Origin of the sequence: Shewanella polaris (assembly GCF_006385555.1) — a bacterium.
GTDB lineage: Bacteria > Pseudomonadota > Gammaproteobacteria > Enterobacterales > Shewanellaceae > Shewanella > Shewanella polaris.
In genome coordinates this window covers 314,744-328,096 of sequence record NZ_CP041036.1, presented here as the reverse complement: position 1 = coordinate 328,096, position 13,353 = coordinate 314,744, and the positions used below count along the sequence as shown (strand labels likewise).

The window sequence follows — 13,353 nt, the reverse complement described above, 5'->3', positions numbered from 1 at the left end:
AACCATGCGCTAACGATTAATCACGAGACTTATGGCCTTTTTCACCTTTACCAAACTGAAACTTATCTTTAAACGTTTGTTGCTGTTCAGGCGTTAATAATTGGTAAATTTCGTTTTGCATTTTCAAATGCGTTAGCATGCCCTGTAGACGTTGTTGCTGCTGCGCTTCGGCCATCTTAGTTGCTTTAGCTTCGTCAATACTAGTGCTAGTAATTAAGGCTAGCATTTCTGCACGGTGTTCAGAACGCTGCTCTTTAGTTGGGCGCTCTGGACGTTTGGCCTGATATTTGTCGAATATCGCTTCAACTTTCGCTTTTTGTTCATCCGTTAAATCCAGCTTGCGGAGCATTTTATGCATACCGTCTTTAGGACCATGATGTCTGTCACCTTTATTAGCACAGCGTTCAGTTTTTGCAGTGTTGTCTGAAGTATCTGCGGCATATAACTGACCAGCTAATAATGCCGAACTTGCCACTAAGGCAACTAAACTCGTTTTGATGATTGATGATGTTTTCATTGTTAAGTTCCTCGGTTTAAATGGGATTCGATTTCTGCCTTAGCAGATTTGATACTCAGTTTACCGAATGCAATGTCAATGAGGGTTAAGACAGAGTAAACCTATGTAAAGAGTATTTTTCTTAACACTTTAGCACTATTATGACATGATCGATCTTGCATATTGTACGATAAGAATCCTTGTAATGAGAGCTAGTTAACGTTATTCATACTTGATCCTTACAGCAATCATATTAGGGCATAAAATCACTTTATTAGCGCTTTTATGGAATAAGTTATGAATAGATTGATTGGCCAATTACTGTTACTTCTTTGTGTTTTTGTCGTGGCTCCAAGCTCAATAGCCAGTACCACAGCATCAACAGATGACTCACTTTGGTATAGCCAGCAAAACCAACAGCCAATAGTTAAACTGCATTTCTTTTGGTCTAAAACTTGTCCACATTGTCGTGAAGCGCACCCTTTTATTGATGCTTTAGGCGAACGTTTTGATTGGATAGAGTTACACGATTATGCCATTAACGAACCCGGCAACGTCGATAAACTCATGGAAATGGGTAAACAAACGGGTGTTGAACCTAAATCAGTGCCCTACTTCGCCATTTGTGGTGAGGCGGTGGTTGGCTATAACAGTCATGATGTCACTGGGCGCTACATATTAGAGCGCTTAGTTAACTGCTACCAACGCCAAGGTGGTAAAGCAGACGTTGGTGATAAACTCGATGATTTTCTCGGTGCAACTCAAACCGTACCCCCCCCTTTATTTGAAACCTGTAGCGACAATAGTGACAACCCACAAGCCGAAGGTTCATGCGGCATGTCGTTTGAACAGGCCAGTGATATTGTCCCTGAACCAAGCGTTCAACCTGTCGACATTCCATTAATTGGTGCCGTACACCCTGAAGAAATGTCATTACCTGTACTCACCGTAGTATTAGCGGGTGTCGATGCCTTTAATCCTTGCGCCTTTTTCGTACTACTGTTTTTACTGAGCATTATGGTTAATGCTGGCAGCCGCAAACGCATGCTATTAGTGGGCGGGATTTTTGTATTTTTCTCAGGCTTTATCTATTTTATATTTATGAGCGCTTGGCTTAACTTATTCCAAGTACTTGGCGGTGGTGACGGTGGAATAATTATTACTTGTGCCGGTGTATTGGCATTAATCGCAGCGCTGGTGAATATAAAAGATTACTTTTATGGTCGTGGCGACGTTAGCCTATCAATGTCCGTTGAAAATCGTGGCTCGCTTATCAAGCGAATGGGTAAATTGTCAAAAGCCAGCTCGCTACCTGCGATGCTTTTAGGCTCAACCATTTTGGCTATTTTAGCTAACACCTATGAGCTGCTGTGTACTGCTGGTTTCCCGATGATTTACACCTCAGTGTTATCATTATCAGATATCGACACTATGCAACGTTACTTATACCTCATTGCTTATAACGTGGTTTACGTTATCCCACTTGCTGCCATTGTGATTGTATTCTCTATGACGCTAGGTAAACGTAAACTTACCGAAAAAGAAGGTGAAGTGCTTAAACTGATGTCAGGCATTATGATGTTAGGGTTAGGCAGTATGCTCGTCTTTAACCCTAGCTCATTGCAAAATGCAGTCTTTTCGGTAGGCCTGATCCTCGGATCTATTGTTCTTACCTTTATCATCGCCAGAATCAAACGTTATCTATTGAGAAATAAAGCTGGCTAAATGTAAAACAATGCAATGTTGATATGATTTAATCTTGGCATGCTATAAGCTTAATTGATCAAAAAATCTGTATGTTAACGTCAACATACAGATTTTCTTTGTGCCAGAGGACAGTTATGAATCGCATTCTACTTATCGACGATGATATTGGTCTATCAGACCTACTTAGCCAATTACTCGAGCTGGAAGGTTTTGCCTTGACCCAAGCTTATGATGGTGAGCAAGGGCTTATGATGGCGCAACAGCAAGACTTTGATTTAATCTTACTTGACGTTATGTTGCCTAAACTTAATGGTTTTGAAGTATTGCGAGCTTTGCGCCAGAGAAAACAAACGCCGGTATTAATGCTAACCGCTCGCGGCGATGAAATTGACCGTGTTGTGGGTCTTGAAATCGGTGCTGATGATTACTTGCCAAAACCCTTTAATGACCGCGAATTAGTGGCTCGAATTAGAGCCATCTTACGCAGAGCAAACACCACCCAACAAGACAGCCAAGCTAATGAAATGCTACTGTTTGGTGATTTACGCCTCGATCCTACCCGCCAAGAAACCTATTGTAATGAGCAACTGATCATTCTAACTGGCACCGAATTTTCTCTATTATTTAATTTAATCGAGAAAACCGGCGAACTGGTCACCAAAGAATCATTAAGCGAAAACGTATTAGGCAAAAAGTTAATGCCATTTGACCGCAGCTTAGATATGCATTTATCTAACCTACGCAAAAAACTACCAGAGCGTCAAGATGGCCGCCCACGAGTTAAAACCCTACGCGGAAAAGGTTATATTTGGATACCATAATGCTAAAAAACAACCCATTTAACAGACTGTTTTTTAAATTATTATTGGGATTTTGGCTATGCAGCTCCTTGATTATTGCCTTAGTGTCATTATTGCCGCTATTACAGCAAAGTCATGACCGTTCGCCTTTACCTCCTAGTCTTGAGCGCATACTGAAAAATGTCGCCGAGCAGATACAAGAGGAGCCTCAATTACTTGAAAATAGAAACTTACAACGCCTGTTTCCTCGACGAAATCAAGATGAGCCCCGTAATAAGCATGAAGGCGGTCCTTTACGTTTATATTTAGCCGATGCCGAAGGCCAAGTATTAAATACTAAACGGATCTCACGAGGATTTAGACGTTTTCAACTCATGGCAGAGGAAGCAGAGCAACCAATTAGTCACCAATTTAGAGACGAACTTATTTTTGGCCCCTATTCATTTGAGGTCAACGGCAAAGCTTATCAATTATTTGGCCGTTTTCCCGATAATCATCCACAACCGTGGTTTTTCTTCTTTTCCGACAATAAGCTACTCACAGCAGCTCTAGCCACTTTATTATCGGGCCTATTATGCGGTCTGCTCGCATGGTATTTAAGTAAGCCATTACGGTCTTTAAGACAGAGTGCCAATGCCCTTGCCAAAGGAGATTTATCTAGCCGAGTCGATGTAGCTACCGTAAATCGTGGCGATGAAATGGGCCAATTAGCACAGGCTTTTAACGGCATGGCTGATGCCGTACAAACCATGATTAACAATCAACAAAGATTAATGGGCGATATATCCCATGAACTGCGCACTCCACTTACTAGGCTGCAATTAGCCTTGGCCTTAGGCCGTAAAAAAGGGCAGCAAAGTAAAGAGCTAGATCGTATCGGCTATGAAGCCTTACAACTTGAAGCGCTAATAAGCGAATTGCTAACCCTCTCTCGAGTAAGCTTAGCCAGCCATGAAAACAAATTGATGTTGGAATTAGCGGAATCTTTAAGCCAAGTATTAGATGACGCCGAATTTGAAGCCGAGCAGCAAGGAAAAAATTTACAGATTGATATACCAGAGGCGCTGAAACTTCCTCAACACCCGAAGACTCTCTCCCGCGCCATAGAAAATTTGCTACGTAATGCTATTTACTATGCCAATAGCCAGATAACCATAAGCGCAGCCCTAGTGGGCAAGTACATATTGATTACAGTAAAAGATGACGGTCCAGGTATAGACCCAAAAGAGCTTGAAGCTATTTTTAAACCTTTCTATCGCCCCGACACTGCCAGAGACAGGCAAAGCGGCGGTTGGGGTTTAGGGCTGGCAATCACTCAAGCCGCCATTACATTACACCAAGGCAGTATAGTGGCAGAAAACCTTATCAGCCCAACAGGTCAGCGCCAAGGCCTTAAGCTCAATATCAGTTTACCAGTAAGCTAGCCGAACCCAAAAAGACGAAACTTAAGCAATGTAATTCTAATAGTCTCTGTAAAGGTGTTATTCAACTCCCTCTGCACACGCAGGGAATCGGTAACAGCAAGCTCACCTTCATAAGACCACACGGCTGTATCAACATTGAAAGCATTGACACGATAAACATTTAAGTATTAAGCATGTCATTGCTAAGTAAAAGTTACTCCTAACTGGCAATATTTTCCGATTAAGGCAAGCGGCCTGAGCCGCTTCACCATCAGGCCTAATTATTTTGGCTGCCACTATCGTTTGGCAATAACCCATACCGCGTGCACAATTCCTGGAATGTAGCCTAACAAAGTTAGAATTATGTTTAATAATAAGGTCTTGCTTAGCCCAACTTGCAGAAAAACCCCAAGCGGTGGCAGTAAAATTGCGATTAAAATACGCAATAAATCCATAATCTCCTCCATTTTTAATGTGCTGAGGTTAACTGTTACCCCAACGTAGATTAGCTGACTTGTATTTATTGGCATAAAGTAAGTAGCAATTACCAGACCACTATTTCAAGTATTGTTGTTATTTCTCTTAATGAGGATAGGATTTTAAGCAATAACAAAATCTCATATATTGGCTTATTAGTATGCTTTTAGCAGAGAAAAAGCCTTTTTAATATAATCCAAAAACATTAGGAGATAACTCTCACAACCTTTGGTGCCTTTGAAGATTATTTGCTAGTATAAATTATGACAGGCCTATACCTTTCGGATAATCTTATGATTTGTAATTTTTTTTCACACAGTTTTTCTCACTGTTATCAAAAAGCACTCTCAAGATTAAGTCGATGGATTCTACTATGGAGTTTAGTCACTACTGTTGTTTGCCTTACCTGCTTTGTATCTACAGATGCTCAGGCAGCGCCCTCGCCTGACACCGTTAAACAACTCATACAGATTACTGATCCAAACAGCGCAATAGACATTGAAATACAAGGCTCTGTGGTCAATCTAAACGGCTCTGCCACGGAGCAAGCGAGTAAAGAGCGTATACTGCAAACCATAGCCGCTTTACCTGATGTGACTCAGGTTGTCGATAACATTCACTTGCAACCTATCAAGCCCTTATCTTTGACTCCCCTGCAACATGATGCTGAGCAATTTTGGGACAAAACCTTACTATATTTACCGCGCTTGGCTTTAGGGCTGTCGATATTCTTATTCCTATTTTGGCTTTCACACCCTTTAGCTCGTTTATTCATTAGCCCCTTAGCTTGGGTAACAAAAAGTGAGTTGATCCGTTTAGTGATGCAGCGCAGCATCAGTGTATTGATTATATTGTTGGGGCTATATATATTCTTGCGTCTTGCGGGCTTAACTCAGTTTGCAGTTGCGATTATTAGCAGCACTGGTGTCATTGGCCTGATTTTAGGTTTTGCCTTTAAAGACATCGCCGAAAACTTTATTTCCAGCTTACTACTCAGTGTACAGCGTCCATTCAAATTAGGTGATGTAATATCCGTTGAGGGGAATTTGGGGGTAGTAAAGCAAGTCACAGCAAGGGCTACCACGTTAGTCGACTACGACGGAAATCATATCCAAATTCCCAATTCCACTATCTATAAAAACGTAATTAAAAATCTTACCGCCAACCCGAGAATGCGTGGCCATTTTGTGATTGGCATTGGCTATGATGCAAGTATCCGCAAGGCTCAGGATATCGCTATGGAGATTATGAGCGATCATCACGGCGTACTCGCAGATCCAGAGCCACAGGTGCTGATAAAAAACCTTGGTTCATCAACGATTAATCTGCAAGTGTATTTTTGGGTCAATGCTGAAACTCACAGTGTTCCAAAAGTGGCTTCAATTCTAATGCGCTTACTGGTGCGCGCTTATGAAGCGAATCAGATCAGCCTGCCTGACGATGCTCGCGAACGCATTTTCCCTCAAGGGATGCAATTGGTAACCAACGGACATCAACAAGATGAAACACCTCTGAATACTACACAAAGTACTGAACACAACACTGAGAAAACTCAAGAGTCATTAGAAGATACCCATAATGAGGTTAGCGATGACATAAGCAGCGATACCGATGATATACGTCAACAAGCTGCACAATCACGAGACCCTGAAAGTGGTGCCAATATTATCTAAGCTCTGATGTTGGTAGAGGAATAGTCATGGAACTTTTACTTCTCCATATGCTAGCTATACCGCTAAGGCGTCTATAAAATCACCAGTGTTTTATGCAACTGTTACAGCCTATATGCAAGTCTCTATTAGCAATTATCATCCGCACTGTATCGTTCATTTTGATAACGTCAGCATTGATAACGTCTCGCAGTTATACCTTGCTTAAGGTATAATTTGTCACTCTTTTTTTGCTTCGCACTATAAGGTTGCTATGTTTCATATTGCCCTTTATGAACCCGAAATCGCTCCAAATACCGGAAACATCATTCGTCTATGCGCCAACAATGGCTCACAGTTACATTTGATTGAACCGTTAGGTTTTGATCTCGAAGAAAAGAAACTTCGCCGCGCGGGCCTAGACTATTCCGATCTAACCACAGTGACTCGCCATAAAAACTATGCAGAGTTTTTAGAGGCCATGGCAGGTAAACGGATTATAGTCTGTACCACTAAAGGCAGCCGTCCTCACACTCAGATAGCTTTTCAAGAAAATGATGTGTTGTTATTTGGCCCCGAAACCCGTGGACTACCCATGGATATTATTGATGCGACGCCACTTGCACAGCGATTACGTATTCCAATGACCGCCAATAGTCGCAGTTTAAATTTATCAAATTCAGTCGCCATTATTAGTTATGAAGCATGGCGTCAACTAGGTTTTGTAGGCGCTGAGTAATGAAAAAAACGTTATCACCCGAAACCCAGCAAGATGCTTTAGCCATTGCCAAAGCAACTCAAAAACCTGGGCAAGCAAAAGAACAAACCAAGCTGATTGCGGCGGGGATTGAAAAAGGTATTGCGGAATACAAAAAACGTGAAAAAGCCAAAGCTCGCGATCGAGACAAAGCACGCAAACAACAGCAAAAAAACAAAAATATGTCAGTCAGCAATGATGACGATTCCGATACGTCTTATACAGAATCAGAAAGTAGATTCAACTCGCTAACGTGGTCACTAATGGGATTATTACTGTTAAGCTGGGCCTTATTTATCGCTTACTTTTTTTACCGCTAATCTGTCTTACAGCGAATCAGCTTTATCACTCGCGATAAAGAGTTTATTCAGTCGGTTGACTGGCCTCTACTGACTGTTTAAGTAAGCTAATGGCTCTAATGACTTGATAATTTTCACTGTCGTCATCTAAATAATGAGCGCTTTGTTGCCATTGCCACCCTTGAGTTAACGCATCGGCACCTTCGGTAATGGGATCAAACTGCAACTGCACTAATGCTGGGCGCTGATTTATTTCACCTTTACCTAAAAATGAATAACTGCCCGCTTGCTCATAGAGTGTCAACGCTTGGGATACGTCATCACTAACGCCATTGGCATACAGTAATAAAATATGATCGTGTTGTTGTCTAAACCACCATGTTTCGCTATTTGAAAAACGGCTACCACGACTAACACTAATGAATAAATTTTGTTTATCTGCCGAGCACATGACCGAAGTACTGACCTTTTTCGGCATCGCATTCGGATTGGCGGCGCTGCCTTGCCATTCACCATCTAATTGGCTACAAAACCTATCTAAAGTCACTTTCCCTGCATAAGCAGATGCTGAGTACATAAGTAACAAGCTGGTCGTGACCAATAATATTGAATAACTTTTTTGGCTAACCAAGCGTCTCCTCCTGCAAAAATCCTTATCTATAAAAATGGCCCACTAATGTGAGCCATTATACGATACCACCAAGCTACTAATCAGTTAACACTTACTGACCGAATCCTGTTGCCGTAATATCAACTTTAGTGACTTCACCATATTGCGCCGCAACTTCAGCAATTTTGTCCGCATTACCAATTAATACAAACTGTAAATTTTGTTGTGGGAAATATTGCTTAATCAAACGTTGAGTCTCTGCTAGCGTCAATCCGTCAACCTTGGCTTGAAATTGATTAATAAAATCATCATTAAAGCCATATAAATACATGTCTGACAACAAACCAGCTAACTGACCACTGGTTTCGTACTTAGGTGGGAACTGACCTTTAACATAGGCTTTAGCAGAATCTAAAGTGGCCTGATCAATACCTTTTTCCCATAAACGCGCGTAGGTTTTTAAGGCTAAATCAATCGCTTCTTTGGTTGTCGATAACTTAGTAAATGTACTGATTTTAAATACCCCAGATTGTGCATAAGGGTCAAAACCAGAACGAGCACCGTAAGTTAAGCCAGCATTAACGCGCAATTCATCATTTAACCATGAGGTAAAACGACCACCTAAAATAGTGTTAACAACGGTTAAACCAACATAATCAGGGTTGTCATAACGAATACCTAAACCACCAATTAAGAAGGTGGTTTCAATTGCATCAGGCTTGTCGACCAACAATACTCGCGGCTTGGTTAATGTTGGTAAGTTTTGGCTTAGATCTGGCTGAATCACTGTTTCTGTTGCCTGCCAATCACCAAAGGCTTTATTAAGCTTAACGGTCATGTCGGCAACATCAAAATCGCCCACTACGTTAATGGTCATATTGCTTGGTTGATAATAGCCTTTATGAAAAGCACGTAACTCGGCCACGGTAAGCTTAGCGATGGTATCGCTATTACCCGATACCGGATTAGCATAAGGATGCTCACCAAAAACTAACTTATTGAAGTAGCGGCCAATCACGGCTCGAGGGCTTTCTTTTTGTTGTGACAAACCGACAATTTCACGCTGCTTTAACTTATCAAACTCAGTGCTATCAAAGTCAGGTTGACGCAATACATGACTAAAAATATCGAGTACAGTATCAACATCTTTGCTCATCATATTGGCACGAATATAACTGCCTTCTAAATCAGCAGTGGTATCAATACTGGCACCGATAAAGTCTAACTGTTGCTCAATGTCGGCTTTAGCTTGACCCGCTGCACCTAACATTAAACTTTGTGAGGTGATATAAGCCATACCCGAAGTAACATCATTCACGGCTCCGGCTCTAACCACTGCATCAATGGTCACTAATGGCACTTCTTTTTGCACCATCAACTTAACGTTTAGACCATTGTCTAACGTAACCGATTGATAACTCGGCATCGCAAAGCTGGGGCTAGCAACAACATCATCAACTGAAGTTTTCTGCGTATTCGCACAACCACTTAAGCTTAAACTACATGCAAATGCGATAGCCGATAATGATATTTTAATACGTCTGTGAGTTATGGTTTTCATTTGTCAGACTCCTCAGTAGCAGCGAGCACACCGACAGTCCGATTCGCTTTTATTAAGTAGGTTTGTGCCACACGTTGAATGTCAGCCGGTGTGACTTGGTTATAGGCTTCAGGGGCATTGAAGAGTTTTGTATAGTCGCCAAAATACAGCTCATAAGTCCCTAAGGTATTGGCTTTACCGTTAATGGTTTCCATGGTTCTATAAAAATCCATTAGCTTAATATTTTTCACTTTTTCAAGTTCTTGCTGAGTGACTCCTTGAGTAGCAATAAGATTGATTTGTTCAATTAAGGCTTGTTCTAAGGTTTCTGCACTCACACCTGCATTCGCCACACCTAAAACATAAAACAAATTAGGGTCGAACGACATCGGCATGTAGGTTTCAGCCGCAACGGCTAATTGCTTGTCGACCAATGCCTGATAAAAACGCGAACTATTGCCTTCACTTAACATCGACGCCAATAAATCCAATGCATAGTAGTCAGCGTGACTCGTTGCAGGCACATGGTAAGCCAGCATAATGTTAGGTGTGCTCACCGACTCTTTTTTAACAAATACCCGGCGTTCACCTTTTTGCTCTGGTTCTATCGTACGTACCGCTTTTGGCGGAGCTTGAGCAGGAATAGGTGCAAAATACTGGTTAGCTAGCGCTTTCACTTCTGCTAACTTCACATCACCGGTAATCACCACTAGCGCATTGTTAGGGGCATAATAGGTTTTATGATATTGCTGTAAATCTTCTAAGGTCCAAGCCGCAATATCCGACTCATAACCAATCACAGACCAGCTGTATGGATGTGCTGCAAAGGCAACACTTTTAAGCGCTTCTTGAATAGTGCGCCAGTTAGAGTTTTCAAGCCCAGTGGTACGTTCTGACTGCACCACGCCACGTTCGCTTTCAACCATCACAGGATTGATGTCTAAATTGGCGATACGATCGGCTTCTAAATCGAAAATTGTTTTTAAGCCATTTGCTGGAAACCAATCGGTATACACTGTCATATCTTCAGTAGTATAAGCATTGTTGGCGCCACCAGCGGCTTCCATCGTCCGGTCAAACATTTTCGGACCAAACTTTTTAGAACCATTGAACATCATGTGTTCAAAAAAGTGTGAAATCCCCGTAATTCCAGGCACTTCATTTCGCGAACCGACTTTCCAAAAAATATACATATTGGCATTAGGAATAGAGCTATCCTCCAATACCATAATCTTCATGCCATTATCTAAGGTAAAACTATTAATGTCTTCAGCTTGTGTCGCTGACACCGTAGGCGCACTTAATAGGCCTATGGTCATCAACAACGCTATTATCTTGCGTGTCATATCTAGCTCCTTTGAGCTCTTGTACTATGGTTTATAAAAATGGTTTATAAAAAATGGGTTATTAAAATAGGGTTATTGTGCTGCACTTAATGCGGTTAAGGCAACTTGTGTCATGGTTTGCACACCCACTTTTAGCGCACTTTCGTCTACATAAAATGCCGGTGAATGATTACTGGCAACCTGACTTGGATCTTGGTCTGCTGGCGTCACGCCTAAGAAAAAGAACATACCTGGCGTTTCAAGTGCATAGTAAGAGAAGTCTTCTGCGCCAGTGATAAGTCCAGGCTCAATTAACATGTTATCACCCACCACAGAAGCAATAACAGGACGCATTTTACTGACTAACTCAGGATTATTAACCGTGACAGGATAACCAGGTTGGATCTCAGTTGTCGCTGTGGCACCAAGCGTTTTAGCCGCATTGGTGGCAATTTCAGCCAATTTGACTTTAATTTCTGCGCGCATATCTTGATCAAATGTACGGATAGTACCGATTAACTCCACTTCGTCAGGAATAATGTTCGAACGAATACCGCCATTAATGGCCCCAAAGCTGACCACTGCAGGCGCTTTAGTAATATCTACCTGGCGACTAATAATAGTTTGTACACTGTTAATAATTTGCGCTGATGCCACAATAGGATCAACTCCGCCCCAAGGACGTGAGCCATGGGTTTGTCTGCCTAGCACTTTAATGGTAAATGAATCTTCACTCGCCATAGCGGGGCCTGAACGTAAACCAATCATACCCGATGGCATGCTTGATGTAACATGCATACCAAACACTTGATCAGGCTTACGCTTAGCAAACAAGCCCTGCTTAAGCATTAACTCTGCGCCGCCTTCTTCGCCTTCTGGAGCTCCTTCTTCAGCAGGTTGGAAAATAAACATCACATCACCTGCCAAGCTGTCTTTTACTTTTACTAAGTTTTCAGCAACCCCCATCAACATGGCCACATGAGTGTCATGACCGCAGGCATGCATGACTCCTACAGTTTGATTTCGATAAGTATCAGTGGCTTTAGAGGCAAAAGGTAAATCAACCACTTCCGTGACTGGTAGTGCATCCATGTCGGCACGTAAACCAATTAATGGTCCAGGCTTACCACCTTTAAGTATTGCCACTACACCTGTATGGGCAATACCAGTTTGCACTTCGAGCCCTAGTGATTTGAGGTGTTTTTCAATCACTTTACTGGTGCGAAACTCTCGATTAGATAACTCGGGATGCTGATGTAAATCTCGACGCCATGTAATCACTTTACTTTCGACTTGAGCGGTTAACTCTGCAGCATTGGGCACACTAGCCACGGTGGATGTACTGTAAACGCTAGAAGCAAAGACGCTTGTAAGCAGCAAAGCAAGAGATGTTAGACGCATATTGATTCCGGTTTTATTGTTATCAGTACAACAAAACTACCTTGAAATGATGCGATTGTTAAATATTTTAATGATTTGATAACAAGTCAATTGTATCTATTTATTAACACACGACATGTAGATTGAACTAGCAGCTAATTGATCAAGCATTAACTCAACTTTTCACTTGGCTATTTACACCGTTATTTACTCAGTTATTTACTCGGCGATTCACTCAGCTGTTCACTCGAGAACGGGACATGAAAAAACACCACGTCACTGTCGATAACCTCAAGCTGCCAACCTTGTTGTAATGCAATCCATTCAAAGGTTTCTATCGCATAAAAATTGATGTGAGTGGGGTCAATTTTATAAGACCAATTTGCAAATGTATCTACGCAAGGTACTCTTTTGGTCATCACCGCCAATATGCCACCAGGTAACAATAATTGGCTTAATTGCTCCACTAACGACTGCGCATCGGCAATATGCTCTATCACCTCGGTTAAACAGACAAAATCATATTGTTGGGTGAGTACCTGAGGAGTTAAGTGATAAAACAAATCATAATTGGCTACGCTAATCCCTTGCTTAGCCGCCATTTTGCTTAGCACTGCACCTTCGCCACAACCAAAATCTAATCCTTTTGCGTTAGGGGTAAGCTGAGCTAATAACGGGGTTAACGTGCGAGATAAAAAATGTTGATAACCAGCATCGGCAACATCATTATTGTGGCAATCATAATGGGCTTTTTCAGCTATTTTATCTAAATAAAATGCTGATGGGACTGACACTAGCAAACACTGCGGACAGCGAACATAAGGACGTTTTTTATCTTGATGAAAAGCAACTGTTTCATAATGACATAAAGGACAAGATGACAAATGAGACTCCGACATAGGCGAGTTAA

13 protein-coding genes are annotated in these 13,353 nt (G+C 41.7%); 6 read left to right on the top strand and 7 right to left on the bottom strand.

Annotated elements, in window-relative coordinates; genetic code table 11:
* Positions 1-16: 16 nt before the first annotated feature.
* A complete protein-coding gene (locus FH971_RS01430; RefSeq protein WP_140233085.1) occupies positions 17-517 on the bottom strand; it encodes a Spy/CpxP family protein refolding chaperone in 501 nt (166 codons plus the stop codon).
* A gap of 276 nt (positions 518-793) precedes the next feature.
* On the opposite strand from FH971_RS01430, the gene FH971_RS01425 reads away from it, so the two are divergent.
* The 3 genes from FH971_RS01425 (at position 794) to FH971_RS01415 (ending at position 4,427) form a co-directional block, all read left to right on the top strand.
* Positions 794-2,221 carry a cytochrome C biosynthesis protein gene (locus FH971_RS01425; protein ID WP_140233084.1) on the top strand — a complete coding sequence of 476 codons (1,428 nt, stop codon included), beginning with the start codon at positions 794-796 and terminating at the stop codon, positions 2,219-2,221.
* Positions 2,222-2,337: 116 nt separating this feature from the next.
* Positions 2,338-3,024, top strand: coding sequence for a response regulator (locus FH971_RS01420; RefSeq protein WP_137223634.1), 687 nt, complete (start codon positions 2,338-2,340; stop codon positions 3,022-3,024).
* Positions 3,024-4,427, top strand: coding sequence for an ATP-binding protein (locus FH971_RS01415; protein ID WP_140233083.1), 1,404 nt, complete (start codon positions 3,024-3,026; stop codon positions 4,425-4,427). The genes FH971_RS01420 and FH971_RS01415 overlap by 1 nt, the downstream gene beginning before the upstream one ends.
* A 275-nt stretch (positions 4,428-4,702) precedes the next feature.
* Here the strand turns inward: FH971_RS01415 and FH971_RS01410 are convergent, their stop codons facing one another.
* Complete coding sequence (locus FH971_RS01410; RefSeq protein WP_011635799.1) at positions 4,703-4,861, bottom strand: YqaE/Pmp3 family membrane protein; 159 nt, start codon at positions 4,859-4,861, stop codon at positions 4,703-4,705.
* Positions 4,862-5,176: 315 nt separating this feature from the next.
* Between FH971_RS01410 and FH971_RS01405 the strand changes: the two genes are divergently transcribed.
* The 3 genes from FH971_RS01405 (at position 5,177) to FH971_RS01395 (ending at position 7,609) form a co-directional block, all read left to right on the top strand.
* Complete coding sequence (locus FH971_RS01405) at positions 5,177-6,556, top strand: mechanosensitive ion channel family protein (protein WP_140233082.1); 1,380 nt, start codon at positions 5,177-5,179, stop codon at positions 6,554-6,556.
* A 250-nt stretch (positions 6,557-6,806) separates the two neighbouring features.
* On the top strand, positions 6,807-7,271 hold the full coding sequence (gene trmL, locus FH971_RS01400) for a tRNA (uridine(34)/cytosine(34)/5-carboxymethylaminomethyluridine(34)-2'-O)-methyltransferase TrmL (RefSeq protein ID WP_137223640.1): 465 nt from the start codon (positions 6,807-6,809) through the stop codon (positions 7,269-7,271).
* Positions 7,271-7,609 (top strand): DUF2956 domain-containing protein, encoded by a 339-nt coding sequence (locus FH971_RS01395; protein WP_137223642.1) that lies wholly within the window; start codon positions 7,271-7,273, stop codon positions 7,607-7,609. Before trmL ends, FH971_RS01395 begins: the two co-directional genes overlap by 1 nt.
* Positions 7,610-7,652: 43 nt before the next feature.
* Here the strand turns inward: FH971_RS01395 and FH971_RS01390 are convergent, their stop codons facing one another.
* From FH971_RS01390 to FH971_RS01370, 5 genes are all read right to left on the bottom strand, one after another.
* Positions 7,653-8,219 (bottom strand): hypothetical protein, encoded by a 567-nt coding sequence (locus tag FH971_RS01390; RefSeq protein ID WP_240778424.1) that lies wholly within the window; start codon positions 8,217-8,219, stop codon positions 7,653-7,655.
* 91 nt (positions 8,220-8,310) lie between these two features.
* Positions 8,311-9,759 (bottom strand): M16 family metallopeptidase, encoded by a 1,449-nt coding sequence (locus tag FH971_RS01385; protein ID WP_140233081.1) that lies wholly within the window; start codon positions 9,757-9,759, stop codon positions 8,311-8,313.
* Positions 9,756-11,057: a M16 family metallopeptidase gene (locus FH971_RS01380; RefSeq protein WP_420853475.1), complete on the bottom strand. Its 1,302-nt coding sequence runs from the start codon at positions 11,055-11,057 to the stop codon at positions 9,756-9,758. The genes FH971_RS01385 and FH971_RS01380 overlap by 4 nt, the downstream gene beginning before the upstream one ends.
* A gap of 99 nt (positions 11,058-11,156) precedes the next feature.
* A complete protein-coding gene (locus FH971_RS01375) occupies positions 11,157-12,464 on the bottom strand; it encodes an amidohydrolase (protein WP_140233079.1) in 1,308 nt (435 codons plus the stop codon).
* Between the two features lie 194 nt (positions 12,465-12,658).
* On the bottom strand, positions 12,659-13,327 hold the full coding sequence (locus FH971_RS01370) for a class I SAM-dependent methyltransferase (protein WP_140233078.1): 669 nt from the start codon (positions 13,325-13,327) through the stop codon (positions 12,659-12,661).
* Between the last annotated feature and the right edge of the window lie 26 nt (positions 13,328-13,353).

Excerpts from the sequence above, each read along its gene's own strand:
- FH971_RS01430 (WP_140233085.1), bottom strand. The coding sequence starts at position 517 with ATGAAAACATCATCAATCATCAAAACGAGTTTAGTTGCCTTAGTGGCA.
- FH971_RS01425 (WP_140233084.1), top strand. The coding sequence starts at position 794 with ATGAATAGATTGATTGGCCAATTACTGTTACTTCTTTGTGTTTTTGTC.
- FH971_RS01420 (WP_137223634.1), top strand. The coding sequence starts at position 2,338 with ATGAATCGCATTCTACTTATCGACGATGATATTGGTCTATCAGACCTA.
- FH971_RS01415 (WP_140233083.1), top strand. The coding sequence starts at position 3,024 with ATGCTAAAAAACAACCCATTTAACAGACTGTTTTTTAAATTATTATTG.
- FH971_RS01410 (WP_011635799.1), bottom strand. The coding sequence starts at position 4,861 with ATGGATTTATTGCGTATTTTAATCGCAATTTTACTGCCACCGCTTGGG.
- FH971_RS01405 (WP_140233082.1), top strand. The coding sequence starts at position 5,177 with ATGATTTGTAATTTTTTTTCACACAGTTTTTCTCACTGTTATCAAAAA.
- trmL (WP_137223640.1), top strand. The coding sequence starts at position 6,807 with ATGTTTCATATTGCCCTTTATGAACCCGAAATCGCTCCAAATACCGGA.
- FH971_RS01395 (WP_137223642.1), top strand. The coding sequence starts at position 7,271 with ATGAAAAAAACGTTATCACCCGAAACCCAGCAAGATGCTTTAGCCATT.
- FH971_RS01385 (WP_140233081.1), bottom strand. The coding sequence starts at position 9,759 with ATGAAAACCATAACTCACAGACGTATTAAAATATCATTATCGGCTATC.
- FH971_RS01380 (WP_420853475.1), bottom strand. The coding sequence starts at position 11,057 with ATGACCATAGGCCTATTAAGTGCGCCTACGGTGTCAGCGACACAAGCT.
- FH971_RS01375 (WP_140233079.1), bottom strand. The coding sequence starts at position 12,464 with ATGCGTCTAACATCTCTTGCTTTGCTGCTTACAAGCGTCTTTGCTTCT.